This is a genomic window from Mycolicibacterium houstonense (assembly GCF_900078665.2).
Lineage (GTDB): Bacteria > Actinomycetota > Actinomycetes > Mycobacteriales > Mycobacteriaceae > Mycobacterium > Mycobacterium houstonense.
Genome location: NZ_LT546207.1, coordinates 809287 through 824382, shown reverse-complemented (window position 1 = coordinate 824382; position 15096 = coordinate 809287). Strand labels below are relative to the sequence as shown.

The following is a 15096-nucleotide window of genomic DNA, read 5'->3' as shown; positions in this document are numbered from 1 at the left end:
AGTGTCTTTTCGTGCGAGCAGCTCATGCCTGGTTCAGCGAGCCGGTTTCGGGCAGGACGGGTGCGTGCCGGCGGTTACCAGATCGGCGACCGCGCTGCGGGGATCCCCGCTGGTCACCAGGCCCTCACCGACCAGCACCGCGTCGGCACCGGCGCCGGCGTAGGCGAGAAGATCGGCGGTACCGCGGACCCCGGACTCCGCGACGCGGATGACGTTGCTGGGCAGCCCCGGCGCGATCCGGCCGAAGCAGTCGCGGTCGACGTCCAGCGTCTTGAGATCGCGGGCGTTGACCCCGATGACCTTGGCGCCGGCCTGCAGCGCCCGGTCCGCCTCCTCTTCGGTGTGAACCTCCACCAGGGCGGTCATCCCGAGGGATTCCGTGCGCTCCAGCAGCGATTCGAGCACCGGCTGTTCCAACGCCGCCACGATCAACAGAAGCATGTCGGCGCCATGCGCCCTGGCCTCATGGATCTGGTACGGCTTGACGATGAAGTCCTTGCGCAGCACCGGAATTGACACCGCGGCCCGCACCGCGTCCAGGTCCGCCAGCGAGCCGTTGAACCTTCGCTGCTCGGTGAGCACGCTGATCACCCGCGCGCCGCCGGCCTGGTAGGCCTTGGCCAGCTCCGCCGGATCGGCGATGTTGGCCAGCTCGCCACGAGACGGGCTGGCGCGCTTCACCTCGGCGATCACGGCGATTCCCGGTTCCTGCAACGCAGCCATCACGTTGAGCGGAGGTGGTGCATCCTGGGCCCGCGCCTTGATGTCAGCCAGGCTGATCACGGCCTCGCGGGCGGCAACGTCGGCGCGGACTCCCTCGATAATGGAGTCGAGCACTGTGGCCGAACTCATCGCCCGTCGGTTCCTTTCTGGTGCCTCCGGGCCGATCCCGGTTGCCCTCCCTGGAAGGGTAGCCGCCGCCACACCGTCACCATTCACCGGCCCTTATTGTCTGGATCACCGTCGTCGCCGGTCGGATCGTGACCTTCGTCCAGCGCATCCCAGAGCATTCGCTCCGACATCGGCTCATCGCCGCGGTCGCTCCTGGCCGCCTCGCGGCGCGCCGCGGGTGCGGCATACCGGCCGGCAATGCCGCGTTTCGGACTGTTGGCCGTACGCATCAGCAGCACCGCACCGACCAGCGCGCACACCGCCGCTACCAACGTCAGCACTGCGCCACCGTAAGACCGGCTGGTTCCGCCCCCGGTCGCGGTCAGTTGCGACAGCGGAATGACTGCCAGGTCAGCGGCCCGCTGTGCGACATCCTTGACCGCCCACAGGCTGATTCCCAGGTACCCCATGCCGGCACTGGCGGCGGCGATCAACAGCGCCAGCAACCGCAGCGCCCAGCCGTGCACGGCCAGCGCCGCGACCGCGGCCGCCAGCACCAGCAACGCCAGCGGGATCAATGCTGTCGACCAGGTGGCGCCCGTCACCGCCGTGGTCTTGGGCTGGCCGAGCCCGTCGAACGACGTCACCGAGACCCACGTCATCCGCGATGCCACCCACAGCACCACGGCGGCCACGACGAACAAGGCCTGCGCGATCCGGGTCACGGCTCGGCCAATGTGTCAGCGGCGGCGATGGCATTCAGCACGGCCTTGGCCTTGTTCGCCGACTCGTTGTACTCGTAGGGCCCGTTGGAATCGGCCACCACTCCCCCGCCGGCCTGCACGTATGCGGTGCCGTTGCGCATCAGTGCGGTGCGGATGGCGATCGCGAAGTCGGCATTGCCGGCGAAGTCGAGATACCCCAGCACGCCGCCGTAGAGGCCTCTGCGGGTCTTCTCGACCTCTTCGATCAGCTCCATGGCCCGCACCTTGGGGGCTCCGGACAGGGTGCCCGCCGGGAAGCACGCCGTCACCGCGTCCAGCGCGGTCTTACCGTCGGCCAGCTCGCCGGTCACCGTCGACACCAGGTGCATGACGTGGCTGTAGCGCTCGATGTGGCTGTAGTCCTCGACGCGGACGGTGCCCGGGCGGCACACCCGGCCGAGATCGTTGCGGCCCAGGTCGACCAGCATCAGGTGCTCGGCCCGTTCCTTGTCGTCGGCCAGCAGTTCCTTCTCAAGCAGCACGTCTTCTTCCTCGGTGGCACCGCGCCACCGGGTGCCGGCGATCGGGTGGGTGGTGGCCCGACCGTCTTTGACCGTGACCAGCGCCTCGGGGCTGGAGCCGACGACCGAGAAATCCAGGCCGCCGTCGGCGTCGGGCACGTTGAGCAGGTACATGTACGGGCTCGGGTTGGTCACCCGCAGCATCCGGTAGACATCCAGCGGGTCGGCGGCGGTGTCCATCTCGAAGCGTTGCGAAGGCACCACCTGAAAGGCTTCACCGGCCTCGATGTCACCGACCAGCTTCTCGACGATCGCGGTGTACTCCTCCACCGTGCGCTGTGCCCGGTGCTCGGGCTGGGGCCGGCTGAACGTCGCCACGGTCGACGGCAGCGGCTGGCCCAGCGCGGCGGTCATCACATCCAGCCGGGCGACCGCATCGTCGTAGGCCTCGTCCACCCGCTCGTCGGTGCCGTTCCAGTTCACCGCGTTGGCGATCAGGGTGATGGTGCCCTCGTGATGGTCGACGGCGGCGATGTCGGTGGCCAGCAGCAACACCATGTCGGGCAGCCCCAGATCATCCACGGCGAGCTCGGGCAGCCGCTCCAACCGGCGCACCATGTCGTAGGCGAAGTAGCCCACCAACCCGGAGGACAACGGCGGCAGGTCCGGCATGGCCTCGGTCTGCAGCAGGTCCAACGTGGTGCGCAGGGCTTGCAGCGGATCCCCGCCACTGGGGGCGTCCTTGGGCGCGGTGCCCAGCCACACCGCCTCGTCGTCCCGGATGGTCAGCGCCGAGGGGGCGCCGGCGCCGATGAATGACCAGCGCGACCACGACCGGCCGTTCTCGGCCGATTCCAGCAGGAACGTGCCGGGACGATTGGCGGCGAGCTTGCGGTAGGCCGACAGCGGCGTCTCACTGTCGGCCAGCACCTTGCGGGTCACCGGGACCACGCGGTGCTCGGCGGCCAGCGCGCGGAAATCCTCGCGCGACGTGGTGACCGCAAGCGATGAACCGGCGCGCGGCGATCCGGAGGCGTGGGTGGCTGTGGATTGCACGGATTCAATTCTCCCAGACAGGCGCCACGGTCCCGGCAGGCAGACGGCGTAGCGTGGGCAGCCATGACACAGATCAGGACGGGTGACACCGTTCCCGAGTTCGAACTCCCGGATCAAACCGGCGCGATGCGCAGCCTGACGAGCCTGCTCGCCGACGGCCCGGTGGTCCTGTTCTTCTACCCGGCGGCGATGACCCCGGGATGCACCAAGGAAGCCTGTCACTTCCGAGATCTGGCCGCCGAATTCGCCGCGGCCGGCGCGACCCGGGTCGGCATCAGCACCGACCCGGTCGCCAAGCAGGCCAAGTTCGCCGACATCCAGAGCTTCGACTACCCGCTGCTGTCGGACGCCGAGGGCAAGGTGGCCGCCCAGTTCGGGGTGAAACGTGGCCTGCTCGGCAAGCTGATGCCCGTCAAGCGGACCACGTTCGTCATCGACACTGACCGCACCGTCCTCGAGGTCATCTCCAGCGAGATCAGCATGGACACCCACGCCGACAAGGCGCTGGAAGTGCTCAAGGCGCGTTGACCGCTCGCAGTACCGCCGCCATCGACGCCGCGAGCACCGAATCGCTGCGGCCGCATGCCCAACCGGTGCGACCGCCCGACCGGTACTCCAGGTAGCTGACGGCGGTGCTGCCGATCGATTGCTGGGTCAGGCTCAGCACCTCGACCGGATGGCCGATCTCCGCCAGTGCTGCCCGCAGCGCGTCCACCGGTCCGATCCCCCGATGGCTGCTGGCGACGGTACGGCCGTCGTACACCAACGTGAGGTCGGTGACGGCTGCCGCGCCGTCACCGCCGGTGTGCCAGTCCTTGATCTGCACCGGACCCGAGGAATTCAGATAGGTCGCCTCGAACAGCTCGAACAGTTCGGCGGCGGTGATCTCCGCACCGCTCTCGTCGGTGTGGGCCTGGACGTGACGGGCGAAGTCGATCTGCAGCCGGCGGGGCAGGTCCAGCCCGTTGTCGGTGGCCAGCAGATAGGCGATGCCGCCCTTGCCGGACTGGGAGTTCACCCGGATCACCGCGTCGTAGGTGCGGCCGATGTCGGCCGGGTCGATCGGCAGATACGGCACCCGCCAATCGATTTCATTCTCCGGCCGACCGGTCGCGGCGGCACGTTCACGATGTTCGACGAATCCCTTCTTGATCGCGTCCTGATGGGTTCCGGAGAACGCCGTGTGCACGAGGTCGCCGACGTAGGGATGGCGTTCGTGGATCGGCATGCGCGTGCAGTAGCTGACCGTCCGGGCAATCTCGTCGACATCGGAGAAGTCGATCATCGGATCCACGCCCTGCGCATGCAGATTCAGCGCGAGCGTGGCGATGTCGACGTTGCCGGTGCGTTCGCCATTGCCGAAGACGCAGCCCTCCACCCGCTGCGCGCCGGCCAGCACCGCGAGCTCGGCGCAGGCGATGCCGGTCCCCCGGTCGTTGTGCGGGTGCACCGAGAGGATCACGCTGTTGCGACTGGACAGGTTGCGGTGCATGTACTCGATCTGATCGGCGTAGACGTTCGGGGTGGCGACCTCGACGGTGGCGGGCAGGTTCAGAATGACCGGGCGGTCCGGCGTGGCCTGCCACAGCCCGGTCACCGCGTCGCACAGCTCCAACACGTAATCGGGTTCGGTGAGGTTGAACACCTCCGGCGAGAATTCGAACCGCACGTTCGGCATGCCCTCGGTGAGTTCCAGGACGTCGCGGACGCCGGCATAGATGAGCTGGCTCAGCTCGCCTCTAGCCTTGCCCAGCACCACGTCACGCCAGGTCGGCGCGGTGGCGGTGTACATGTGGATGACGACATCGTTGTCGATGCCGCGGACCGAATCCACGGTCCGCTCGATCAGGTCGCGGCGCGCCGGGACGAATACCACGATAGTGACATCCGGAGGCGCGATGTCGGATTCGGCCAGCAGGCGGACGAAGTCGAAGTCCGTCTGCGACGCGGACGGATATCCGACCTCGATCTCCTTGTAGCCCATGGCCACCAGCAGCTCGAAGAAGCGGCGCTTGCGGGAGGGGTCCATCGGCTCGGCCAGCGCCTGATTCCCGTCACGAAGATCGACCGGCACCCACAATGGCGCGGTGACGATCCGGGCGTTCGGCCAATCTCGTTGGACCAGAGGCACTTCGACGCGATCGAAGACACTGGCGTAGCGATGCGACGGCATCTGCGACTGCCGCTGCCGGTTCCACGCCGGCGCGTTGGCCGGGATCTCGCCGGCCGGGGTGCTGATGGTGGGAAAAACAGAATTCATGGGGACGCTTTCGGTCGGATTGAAGTTCGACCGGCGCGACAGAGCCCCACGGCAGGGGGCCGGTCGATTCAGGCCCCGCCGCGGCGGCTAAGGAGCAGGACGCGCGTCATGATGGCTAGACTATACACAACTCCTCAGACAAGTAGACAGGTTGCGATGACCTCCCAAGTTCAGCGTCACCCGCTGGCCGCCCAGACGGCCCAACTTCTGCTGACGCGCATCCGCCAGGGCGAATGGGCCCTGGGCCACCGACTTCCCGGCGAGACCACACTGGCCGCACAGCTCGGCGTGGGCCGCTCCACCCTGCGCGAAGCCATCCGTGAGCTGTCCGGCAAGGGTGTACTGGAGAGTCGCCAGGGCGCCGGGGTCTTCGTCACCGCGCTCGACGCCGCCGAGGACTGGGACACCGTGCTGCGGCGCGCCACCATCGTGTCGGTGATCGAGGCCCGCATCGCCATCGAGGCCGAGGCCGCCGCCCTGGCCGCCACCCGGCGCACCCCGGCCGACCTGCGCGCGATCCGCCGCACCCTGACCGCGCGCGGCGTGATGGGACAGTCGGTACCCGATCATGTGGATGCGGACATGGCGTTTCACCGCACGGTGATCGCCGCGGCCCACAACGAGGTGCTGCTCCAGCTGTTCGACGCCTTCCTGCCCCGCCTTCGGCTCGCCATGATCGACATGCTCAAGATCCGGCCGATCGCGTCCGAGCCGTGTGACCATGCGCTGCACCAACAGTTGGCCGACGCGATCGTCGCCCGTGATCCCGAGGCCGCAGCGGCGGCCAGCAGAACCCATTTGAGCTCACTGAAGGAGTCTTTCGCATGACCCCGGTCCTCGACATCGCCGATGTGACCTTCCGCCGCGAGGGCAAACAGATCATCGACGGCATCTCGCTGACCGTGCAGTCCGGTGAGCACTGGGCGCTGCTCGGCCCCAACGGCGCCGGCAAGAGCACGCTGCTGGGATTCTGTGCCGCCGTGACCTTTCCGACGACGGGCACCGTCCACGTGCTCGGCAACCAGATGGGCCGCACCGACCTGGCCGTGCTGCGCCGGTCGATCGGCCATGTCAATCCTCGGCACCGGCTGCAGTATCCGCTGACCGTGCGCGAGGTGGTGCTGACCGGCATCACCGCCACCATCGACATCGCCGCGCACTGGACGCCCACCGCCGAGCAGGTGCGCCGCGCCGACGATCTGATCGACACCGTGGGCCTGTCGGCCCGTGCCGACGCGATCTGGCCGACGCTGTCGCAGGGCGAGCGCGGGCGGACCTTGATCGCCCGCGCGCTGATCTCCGACCCGCAGCTGCTGCTGCTCGACGAGCCCACCACGGGCCTCGATGTCGCCGCCCGCGAGCAGTTGCTGGAAACCCTTGACACCCTGGATGACTCGCATCCGGACATGGCCTCGATCCTGGTCACCCACCACCTGGAGGAGCTGCCGACGTCCACCACGCATGCCCTGTTGATCGCGCACGGTCAGACGGTTGCCTGCGGCTCCGCCCACGATGTCGTCAACACCGACAACGTCACAACGGCGTTTGCCCATCCGGTGACGGTCGGCTACCACGACGGCAGATGGAGCGCCCGCGCCAAGGCCAGTTCGCGGGTGCTCTAGTTCCCCCCGAGTGCGACGAAAAGGTCGTGTGCGGCAAGCATTTACGACCTCTGTGTTGATCTCGGTGATTCCGTCACGCCTCGGCAGCGGTGTTGCGACGCCGGCGCGCCTCGCGGTGCCGGGTCACCGGTGTGGTGTCGATGACACGCGACACCATGGTGGCCAGGAACCGGGACGGTTGCAGCTCGGGCGGCACCGTGTCGTGCCGGATGGCGATGTCGGGCAGGGCGGCCAGCGCCTCGTCGACGGCGGCCGTGGCGACGTCGACGATCTCGAACAGGGCGTCGGGCTCGGCCTTCTCGATGCTGTCGACTTCCTCGTCAGCGGTCTCGCTCACCTCTGAGTCGTAGTCGATCATCACCAGTGCGACAGCGTGGTAGGCGTCGTCCTCGGTGCCGAGCTTGCCCAGCAGGTCGATGAGCCACTCGGCCTTGTCCGGTTCGGTGTGCAGGATCGTCGAGCGCAGGCCGTAGACGAAGCCGAGCGCCGACAGCGGGTGGCGCAGCCGAAGGTTCTTGGCGTCGCCGTAGCTTTCCTCGACCCGGTTGGCGGCGTTCTTGCCGAAGCTGGAATCCATGCGTTTGGTGCTGATCAGCAGTTCGGGGCCGGTGTCCCAGTCCGACATCACCACGTCGACCTGCTTCATGTAGTGCTTGCCCAGCACGCTGGCACTCGACCCGGCAACGCCTTTCATCGACCGCTTGAGCCGTTGCTCGATGAGCTGGCGTTCTTTCTGCGGCAGCGCGTCGAGCAGATTGGCGATGGCACTCGGCATGATGCGCGGGTCGGTGGGCCGTGGCCACACCGCGTCCGGGTGGAAGCCGGCCCGCCGCAGCTCGTAGGACAGCCACACATCCAGGGCCAGCGCCGGAACTCCGGTGGTGGATGGCGCATCGAGATATAGCGGCACCCCGAGCAGCCTGCGCAGCACCCGGAAATCGGGCACGAAGCTCAGCTCCCCCGCGGTGCGGACCCAGGGGTTGGTGTGCACGCCGCCGGGCGCCGCGTCCGCCACGATCCGGTCGAAGATCGCCCACGCGGTGGCCTTGGTCGACGGTTCAGTGGGCACGCCGAGACCTTACCGTCCGGCGCGTGGCCAATGAATCGCGTGCCGTCCGAACGGGTTCCAGGATGTTGCGGGCCGCCAGCCCCAAGGCGTCGTCGACGAGGTGTGTGGCCTCGAGCAGGCTGCCGCGGTCCAACAGCGCACCGACACGCCGGCGCACCGCCCGCAGCTCGTCGGCTCGGGCCGTCACCAGGTCGGGCGATGGAACCAACCACCGGTCGGCCTCGCGCGGTTCGATTTTGAGGATGCCGCCGCCGTAGGAGCGGCCGACGATCTCGGCGTGCAGCACCGTTACCGAGTTCAGCGCGGCCAGGCCCAACAGGTCACGGCCCAACGCCCGTATCTCGTCGCGCAGGTACACGCCGTGCACCGAGTTGAGGTGATGCGCCTTGGCCCGGTTGGTGATCAGCCGCGGAGTGTCGGCATTCATACACGTCAGCAGCAGGTCAGCCGGATTCACCAGCGGTACCTGATACCAGGGCCGGCGCACCCGGCACTTGTAGGCCAGATGCACGCCGGCGGCGTGCCCGGCGTCGATGTAGCGCTGTGCGGCGGCCGAAAGTTGCCCGGTCGGCCGGAACAGATGGACGGAGCGCCCATCCTCCCCCAGCCGGGCCAACTGTTCTGCAGTCAACGTCAGGCCGCGCAGGTGCGCACTACCGGGCGGCGACAACGGCAACAGGTCGGTGCGCCGCAGGCCCAGTTCCCGCACCCGGTCCGGGGACAGCGCGAAGAAACCGTTGTTGCCGGTCACCATGCCCAGGGTGGTGTCGCCCCATGTCTCCAGCAGCGTGAACGTGCCGTCGGTGTGCAGGCAGTGGAGCGCATCGACCGGCGCATTGCCGATCAGGCCGCTGACCCACTTGTCGGCGGGATCACGCGGGGACCAACGACGCTGCGCCAGTTCGGTTGTCAGTGAGTCCGCATTACGGGCGCGATGGATGACCGCGTGGCCACACGGCCCGCCCCCGTACCCGTCGGCCAGCAGCAGCACGACGTCGGCCTCGGCCTCGGGGAACACCTGCTCGTCGAACATCACCAGCTCGACACTGGTGAACCGGTCGAACAAGAACTTCCGCACCGCCGCCGCGTAGTTGACGCTGAGCAGCTCGGCGGGAAGCACCAAGGCCAACCGGCCGCCCGGCTTGAGGAACAGGGCGGCGTGCACCGTGAACGCCGCCCAGCTGGAGGCCAGCCCGGACAGGGTGACCCCGGCCTTGAGCGCGGCCCGGCGGGACTGCGCCCGGGTGGCGCCCCGGAATTCCTGGTACCGGATGTAGGGCGGGTTGCCGATCACCGCGGTGTATTCGCCCCGCGGCTCGATGGCGAAAAAATCCGCGGTGCGGATGTGTGCCCGCCCCCCGGCCTCAGCGACCCGGCGGCGCGCGGTGGCGGCACTGGACCGGTGGATCTCGACGCCGTGCAGCGCGGGTTCGCCGGCGCCCAGCCGCTGTAGCCGGTGGGTGGCGGCGATGAGAAAAGCCGCGTCACCGGCGGAGGGCTCCAATATTCGCTCGTCAGCCGAGCGCACCGCCCACTGCGCGAGATACTCGGTGATGGGCGTCGGCGTGAAGAACGCACCGCGCGCTTTGCGGGCGGCGGCGGACTCGGTCACCCCGTTATTGTGCGATACCGCACCGACAAGTCGATGACCGCAACGCCCGCTCAGAGTTTGAAGCTGGTGTAGACGACGCGATGCCCGAGAAATCGGCTGATCTCGGCGATGAACTCAGGCGCCAACGGATGCCAATTCCAGACCTCCATGGTCAGCAGGCCGAAGCCCCAGGCCGGCTTCCAATCCCACCCGTTGAGGTCGTTGACGGCACCACAAGACGGGCACGGCATCGCCCCGGCACCACCATCGGCCCAATCACCGATGGCAGCGAATGCCGCCTCCCGCTGCTCGTCATTCGGAACCAGTAGCTCCCGGTGCTGACAGAGCCGGCAGATCAGGACTTCCGGCTCGTAGCTGTACGACACCACCCGGCCGACGCTGATTGCAGCCCCATTGGTCCACAGCACCGGCGCCGGATCGGTGCCGCCGACGGCACGGCCGTAGTTCGGTCCGGGCGGGTGACCAAGTGGCGACCCGAGTACGCAGTCGGTTTGCTCGGCACTGATCACCCCGGTGTCGATGAGCCACCGGGTCAGGCGGGCACCCAGCTCCGGTGCGTCCCCGGCCGACACCTCGACATCGACCAGTGACTGCGACCAATCTCCCATCGCTTCACGGTAATACCGTTCCGGTCAGTCGACGGGCGGCAAAAGTACGTCGGCGTCGAAGCAGGTGTGCGCGCCGGTGTGGCAGGCCGCGCCGACTTGATCGACCTCCAGCAGCACGGTGTCGCCGTCGCAGTCCAGTCGGACCGAGTGCACGTATTGCGTGTGCCCAGAGGTCAGGCCCTTGACCCACTGCTCGCCGCGGGATCGCGAAAAGTAGGTGGCCTCACGGGTTTCCAGCGTGCGAGCCAGTGCATCGTCGTCCATCCAGGCGACCATCAGCACCTGGCCGGTGGACCGCTCCTGTGCCACCGCACTGAACAGCCCGTCGGCATTGCGCTTGAGGCGCTTGGCGATATCGGGATCGAGAGCCATTACCGCACCACGATCCCTTCCGCCGCCATCGCCGCCTTCACCTGCGCGATGGTCAGTTCCCGGAAGTGGAACACGCTGGCGGCCAGGACCGCATCGGCGCCGGCCTGCACGGCGGGCGCGAAGTCGGCCACCGCACCNGGGGCGGGCGATCGCGGCAGTGTTCACCGACACCTTGTCCGCGCCCGCGCGCAGCAGCACGTCGACGTCGTCGACCGAGCGGACTCCACCGCCGACGGTCAGGGGGATGAACACCTGCTCGGCGGTGCGCTTGACCACCTCGAGCATGGTGGACCGCCCCGACGAGGACGCCGTCACGTCGAGGAAGGTCAGCTCGTCGGCGCCCTCCGCGTCGTAGGCGGCGGCGAGTTCGACCGGATCGCCCGCGTCACGCAGGTTCTCGAAGTTGACGCCCTTGACCACCCGGCCGGCGTCGACGTCGAGGCACGGGATGACCCTCGTCGCGACATCACTGATCGTGCTCACAGGTAGTCCTCCGGATTGCCAGCGGATTTCACGATTTCCAGCATGCGTTCGTGCACGCCGGGCGCGGCGGCGAGCGCCGACTTGGAGGTGGACGTCCACGGCTCGCCTGCCAGGTCGGTCACGATCCCCCCGGCCGCGCGGACCAGCGCCACTCCGGCCGCGTGATCCCAGATGTGGTGCCCGAAACTGATGGCCCCGCCGAGGATTCCGGCCGCCACGTAGGCCAGGTCGACACCGGTGGCGCCGTGCATCCGCACCCGCGAGCACACCCGGCTGAGGTTGGCCAGCACCTCGGCGCGGTACCGGCCGGGGAACCGCCCGCGGGAGTCGACGTTGAACGTTTGGATGCCGACGATCGAATCGGTGAGCGTCGGCGAACCCAGCGCCGGCAGCGCGGTGCCGTTGTCCCGCACCGGGCCACCGACCAGTGCCGAGTACCGCTGTCCGGTGAACGGTAGCCAGGTCAGGCCCGCCACCGGCTCACCATCGGCCAACAGGCCGAGCAGGATGGCCGCCATCGGCGAACCGGCCGCGTAGTTGAAGGTGCCGTCGATCGGGTCGAGCACCCACACCAGCGGCGAATCGATGGGTTCACCACCGAATTCTTCGCCGTGGACCCCGATCCCGGTGGCCTCCGTCAGCGCCCGCACCACCTGTCGTTCGATCGCGAGATCGACCTCGGTGGCGAAGTCGTTGCCCTGCTTGCTCACCGCGGAATCGGCACGGTGGCCGGCGATGAACGGCACCGACGCCGCATCGAGGATCTCGGTCGCCGCGTCGACCAGAGCGGCCAACTTGGAGGGGTCCAGGGCACCCACCCCCGCTATCCGCTGACCGCGGCCAGCGCCTGCGGCAAGGTGAATCGTTCGGCGTAGAGCGCTTTCCCGACGATCGCACCCTCCACCCCGTGGCCGGTGAGGGTGGCGATCGCCCGCAGATCATCGAGGCTGGACACCCCGCCCGAGGCGATCACCGGGGCGTCGGTGCGGCCGGCGACCGCCGCGAGCAGTTCCAGGTTCGGCCCGGTCAGGGTGCCGTCCTTGGTGACGTCGGTGACGACGTACCGCGAACACCCTTCGCGATCAAGGCGATCCAGGACCTGCCACAGATCGCCGCCGTCGGTCTCCCAGCCGCGCCCGCGCAGTCGCCAGCTGCCGTTCTCGAACTGCACGTCCAGCCCGACGGCCACCCGATCGCCGTACTCGGCGATCGCACCGCGACACCATTCGGGGCTTTCGAGCGCCGCAGTGCCGATGTTCACCCGGGCGCAGCCGGTGTCCATGGCCGCCTTGAGCGAGTCGTCGTCCCGGATGCCACCGGACAGTTCGACTTTCACGTCGAGCTTGCCGACCAGGTCGGCAAGGAGTTCACGGTTGCTACCCCGGCCGAACGCGGCGTCCAGATCGACCAGATGGATCCACTCGGCGCCGTCCCGCTGCCAGGCCTGCGCGGCCTCCAGCGCCGAGCCGTAGTCCGTCTCGCTGCCGGCCTTCCCCTGCACCAGACGCACGGCCTTGCCGTCGACCACATCGACGGCCGGCAGCAGGATCAGCGGCTTGTTCGCCACAGAATCGTTCGAACTCACAGTCCCTCAACCCAATTCGCGAGCAGCGTCGCCCCGGCGTCGCCACTCTTCTCCGGATGAAATTGCGTGGCGGCCAACGCACCGTCTTCGACGGCGGCGATGAACGGCACGTGGTGCGTCGCCCAGGTCACCAGCGCGTCCGGGTTACCGGACCACTCCTGAGCCGCGTACGAATGCACGAAATAGAAACGCGTGCCTGCGTCGAGCCCCTTGAACAGGGTGCTGCCGGCCGCCGCGTCGACGACGTTCCAGCCCATGTGCGGGATGACCGGGGCGTCCAGTCGCGTCACCGAGCCGGGCCACTGCCCACAGCCGGTGGACTCGGCGCCGAACTCGACCCCGCGGGCGAACAGGATCTGCATGCCGACGCACACACCCAACACCGGCCGGCCGTGCTGCACACGGTCGGCGATGATCTTCTCGCCGCCGATGGCCCGCAGCCCGGTCATGCACGCCTCGAACGCACCGACACCGGGCACCACCAGCCCGTCGGCCGCCGCGGCGGCACCGGGGTCAGCGGTGACCTCGACGTCGGCGCCGGTACGTTCCAGCGCCCGCTGGGCCGAGCGTAGATTGCCCGATCCGTAGTCGAGAACGACGACTTTCTTTGTCACAGCGTGCCTTTGGTCGACGGGACGCCGGTCACCCGGGCGTCGTACTCGACGGCCTGCCGCAGCGCGCGGGCCACCGCCTTGTACTGCGCCTCGGTGATGTGGTGCGGGTCGCGGCCGTACAGGGTGCGCACGTGCAACGCGATGCGGGCGTTGAAGGCCAGCGATTCGAACACGTGCCGGTTGATCACCGTGTGGTAAGGCGCGCTGGATCCGGCGATGGTGAACTCGACCATGAACTCGGGCTCACCGGTGTGCACGAAATACGGCCGGCCGGACACATCGACGGCGGCGTGCGCCAGCGACTCGTCCATCGGGATGAACGCATCGCCGAACCGGCGGATGCCCTTCTTGTCGCCGAGGGCCTGCCCGAGCGCCTGACCCAGCACGATCGCGGTGTCCTCGATCGTGTGGTGGCCTTCGATCTCGATGTCGCCCTTGGCCTGCACAGTGAGGTCGAAGCTGGCATGGGTACCCAGCGCGGTCAGCATGTGGTCGAAGAACGGCACGCCGGTGTCGATGTCGACGACACCGGTGCCGTCCAGGTCGATCTCGACGACGATGTCGGATTCCCTGGTCTTACGTTCGACTTTCGCGCGACGGGTCACGATGCTCCTACCGGGCTGTTGGCGGGCTGAAGTTCGGTGGCGGCCAGATCTGCGCTGGCGGCCAGGAACGCGTCGTTCTCCTCGGCCAGGCCGATCGTGGTGCGCAGGAAACCGGGGATGCCGACGTCGCGGATCAGGATTCCCTTGTCCAGGTAACGCTGCCAGGTGGCGGGCGCGTCGGCGAACTCGCCGAACAGCACGAAGTTGGCGTCGCTGGGAATCACCCGGTACCCGAGACGGGTCAGTTCGGCGCTCACCCGGTCACGTTCGGCGGCCAGGGTCGCGACACTGGCCAGGGTGTCGTCGGCATGCCGCAGTGCCGCACACGCCGCGGCCTGCGTCAGGACCGACAGGTGATACGGCAGCCGCACCAGCAGCAAGGCGTCGATCACCGCCGGGGCGGCGGCCAGATAGCCGAGCCGGCCTCCGGCGAACGCGAACGCCTTGCTCATCGTGCGGGTGACGATCAGCTTGGTCGGGAACTCGTCGATCAGGGTGACCGCGCTCGGCTGTGAGGAGAACTCGCCGTAGGCCTCGTCGACGATCAGGATGCCACCCGACATCGCCTGCAGCAGACGCCGAAGGTCCTCGATCGAGACGCTCTGGCCCGACGGGTTGTTGGGGCTCGCGACGAACACCACATCGGGGGTGCGCTCCTGAACCGCGGCGACGGCGACATCCACGTCAAGCCCGAAATCCTCGGCCCGCGCGGCCTGCAACCATTGGGTCTGTGTCCCGTCGGAGATGATGGGGTGCATCGAGTACGACGGCACGAAGCCGATCGCGGTACGTCCGGGACCGCCGAACGCCTGCAGCAGCTGCTGCAGAATCTCGTTGGAACCGTTTGCCGCCCAAAGGTTGTCGACGGTCAAGGACACACCGGTGGCCGCGCCGAGATACGCGGCCAGCTCGGTCCGCAACACCACGGCGTCGCGATCCGGATAGCGGTGCAGTTCGGCCGCGGCGTCACGCACCGACGCGGCCACATCGTCGATCAGGGCCTGGGTCGGCGGGTGCGGGTTCTCGTTGGTGTTCAGCCGCACCGGCACCACCAGTTGCGGCGCCCCGTAGGGCGACTTCCCGCGCAGGTTCTCGCGCAGCGGCAGATCGGCCAGCGTCACGTCCCGTGCGCCCATCAGTGCCCTCGGTTCTTC

16 protein-coding genes and 1 pseudogene are annotated in these 15096 nt (G+C 68.3%); 3 read left to right on the top strand and 14 right to left on the bottom strand.

The genetic code is table 11. The annotated features are described in order from the left end of the window. Positions 1-33: 33 nt before the first annotated feature. The 3 genes from trpC to BN4332_RS04220 form a co-directional block, all read right to left on the bottom strand. Entirely contained in the window at positions 34-852 is an 819-nt protein-coding gene (gene trpC, locus BN4332_RS04230) for an indole-3-glycerol phosphate synthase TrpC (RefSeq protein ID WP_066897308.1), read from the bottom strand. An 83-nt stretch (positions 853-935) separates the two neighbouring features. Then, positions 936-1556, bottom strand: coding sequence for a TIGR02234 family membrane protein (locus BN4332_RS04225; RefSeq protein WP_066897307.1), 621 nt, complete (start codon positions 1554-1556; stop codon positions 936-938). Continuing rightward, positions 1553-3112 (bottom strand): anthranilate synthase component I, encoded by a 1560-nt coding sequence (locus BN4332_RS04220; RefSeq protein ID WP_066897306.1) that lies wholly within the window; start codon positions 3110-3112, stop codon positions 1553-1555. The genes BN4332_RS04225 and BN4332_RS04220 overlap by 4 nt, the downstream gene beginning before the upstream one ends. 63 nt (positions 3113-3175) lie before the next feature. On the opposite strand from BN4332_RS04220, the gene BN4332_RS04215 reads away from it, so the two are divergent. Beyond that, positions 3176-3640, top strand: a complete 465-nt coding sequence (locus tag BN4332_RS04215) for a peroxiredoxin (protein WP_066897305.1) — start codon at positions 3176-3178, stop codon at positions 3638-3640. Here the strand turns inward: BN4332_RS04215 and BN4332_RS04210 are convergent. Next, positions 3627-5285 carry a 2-isopropylmalate synthase gene (locus tag BN4332_RS04210; protein WP_066897338.1) on the bottom strand — a complete coding sequence of 553 codons (1659 nt, stop codon included), beginning with the start codon at positions 5283-5285 and terminating at the stop codon, positions 3627-3629. The genes BN4332_RS04215 and BN4332_RS04210 overlap by 14 nt on opposite strands. 243 nt (positions 5286-5528) lie before the next feature. Between BN4332_RS04210 and BN4332_RS04205 the strand changes: the two genes are divergently transcribed. Next, positions 5529-6200 carry a FadR/GntR family transcriptional regulator gene (locus BN4332_RS04205; RefSeq protein WP_066897304.1) on the top strand — a complete coding sequence of 224 codons (672 nt, stop codon included), beginning with the start codon at positions 5529-5531 and terminating at the stop codon, positions 6198-6200. Beyond that, positions 6197-6994, top strand: a complete 798-nt coding sequence (locus BN4332_RS04200) for an ABC transporter ATP-binding protein (RefSeq protein WP_066897303.1) — start codon at positions 6197-6199, stop codon at positions 6992-6994. Before BN4332_RS04205 ends, BN4332_RS04200 begins: the two co-directional genes overlap by 4 nt. A gap of 73 nt (positions 6995-7067) precedes the next feature. Here BN4332_RS04200 and BN4332_RS04195 read toward each other — a convergent pair whose 3' ends face one another. From BN4332_RS04195 to BN4332_RS04150, 10 genes and pseudogenes are all read right to left on the bottom strand, one after another. Continuing rightward, positions 7068-8063 carry a hypothetical protein gene (locus tag BN4332_RS04195; RefSeq protein WP_066897302.1) on the bottom strand — a complete coding sequence of 332 codons (996 nt, stop codon included), beginning with the start codon at positions 8061-8063 and terminating at the stop codon, positions 7068-7070. Further along, on the bottom strand, positions 8053-9675 hold the full coding sequence (locus tag BN4332_RS04190) for an HsdM family class I SAM-dependent methyltransferase (RefSeq protein ID WP_200820258.1): 1623 nt from the start codon (positions 9673-9675) through the stop codon (positions 8053-8055). Before BN4332_RS04190 ends, BN4332_RS04195 begins: the two co-directional genes overlap by 11 nt. Before the next feature lie 50 nt (positions 9676-9725). Next, positions 9726-10283 carry a hypothetical protein gene (locus BN4332_RS04185; protein WP_066897300.1) on the bottom strand — a complete coding sequence of 186 codons (558 nt, stop codon included), beginning with the start codon at positions 10281-10283 and terminating at the stop codon, positions 9726-9728. Between the two features lie 24 nt (positions 10284-10307). After that, positions 10308-10655: a phosphoribosyl-AMP cyclohydrolase gene (gene hisI / locus BN4332_RS04180; protein ID WP_066897299.1), complete on the bottom strand. Its 348-nt coding sequence runs from the start codon at positions 10653-10655 to the stop codon at positions 10308-10310. After that, a pseudogene (gene hisF / locus BN4332_RS04175) lies at positions 10655-11138 on the bottom strand (imidazole glycerol phosphate synthase subunit HisF). The gene hisI and the pseudogene hisF overlap by 1 nt, the downstream one beginning before the upstream one ends. Then, positions 11135-11965 (bottom strand): inositol monophosphatase family protein, encoded by an 831-nt coding sequence (locus BN4332_RS04170; protein WP_096866826.1) that lies wholly within the window; start codon positions 11963-11965, stop codon positions 11135-11137. The pseudogene hisF and the gene BN4332_RS04170 overlap by 4 nt, the downstream one beginning before the upstream one ends. Then, complete coding sequence (priA, locus tag BN4332_RS04165; RefSeq protein ID WP_200820373.1) at positions 11962-12690, bottom strand: bifunctional 1-(5-phosphoribosyl)-5-((5-phosphoribosylamino)methylideneamino)imidazole-4-carboxamide isomerase/phosphoribosylanthranilate isomerase PriA; 729 nt, start codon at positions 12688-12690, stop codon at positions 11962-11964. Before priA ends, BN4332_RS04170 begins: the two co-directional genes overlap by 4 nt. A 29-nt stretch (positions 12691-12719) precedes the next feature. Further along, positions 12720-13337 (bottom strand): imidazole glycerol phosphate synthase subunit HisH, encoded by a 618-nt coding sequence (gene hisH, locus BN4332_RS04160; protein WP_066897298.1) that lies wholly within the window; start codon positions 13335-13337, stop codon positions 12720-12722. After that, on the bottom strand, positions 13334-13942 hold the full coding sequence (gene hisB / locus BN4332_RS04155) for an imidazoleglycerol-phosphate dehydratase HisB (RefSeq protein WP_066897297.1): 609 nt from the start codon (positions 13940-13942) through the stop codon (positions 13334-13336). The genes hisH and hisB overlap by 4 nt, the downstream gene beginning before the upstream one ends. Beyond that, positions 13939-15078 carry a histidinol-phosphate transaminase gene (locus BN4332_RS04150; protein ID WP_066897296.1) on the bottom strand — a complete coding sequence of 380 codons (1140 nt, stop codon included), beginning with the start codon at positions 15076-15078 and terminating at the stop codon, positions 13939-13941. Before BN4332_RS04150 ends, hisB begins: the two co-directional genes overlap by 4 nt. Positions 15079-15096: the final 18 nt, after the last annotated feature.

Bases quoted from the DNA above. Each gene is read 5' to 3' on its own strand.
- trpC (WP_066897308.1), bottom strand. From the start codon at position 852: ATGAGTTCGGCCACAGTGCTCGACTCCATTATCGAGGGAGTCCGCGCC.
- hisI (WP_066897299.1), bottom strand. From the start codon at position 10,655: ATGGCTCTCGATCCCGATATCGCCAAGCGCCTCAAGCGCAATGCCGAC.
- BN4332_RS04210 (WP_066897338.1), bottom strand. From the start codon at position 5,285: ATGCCGTCGCATCGCTACGCCAGTGTCTTCGATCGCGTCGAAGTGCCT.
- BN4332_RS04185 (WP_066897300.1), bottom strand. From the start codon at position 10,283: ATGGGAGATTGGTCGCAGTCACTGGTCGATGTCGAGGTGTCGGCCGGG.
- BN4332_RS04150 (WP_066897296.1), bottom strand. From the start codon at position 15,078: ATGGGCGCACGGGACGTGACGCTGGCCGATCTGCCGCTGCGCGAGAAC.
- BN4332_RS04200 (WP_066897303.1), top strand. From the start codon at position 6,197: ATGACCCCGGTCCTCGACATCGCCGATGTGACCTTCCGCCGCGAGGGC.
- BN4332_RS04205 (WP_066897304.1), top strand. From the start codon at position 5,529: ATGACCTCCCAAGTTCAGCGTCACCCGCTGGCCGCCCAGACGGCCCAA.
- BN4332_RS04215 (WP_066897305.1), top strand. From the start codon at position 3,176: ATGACACAGATCAGGACGGGTGACACCGTTCCCGAGTTCGAACTCCCG.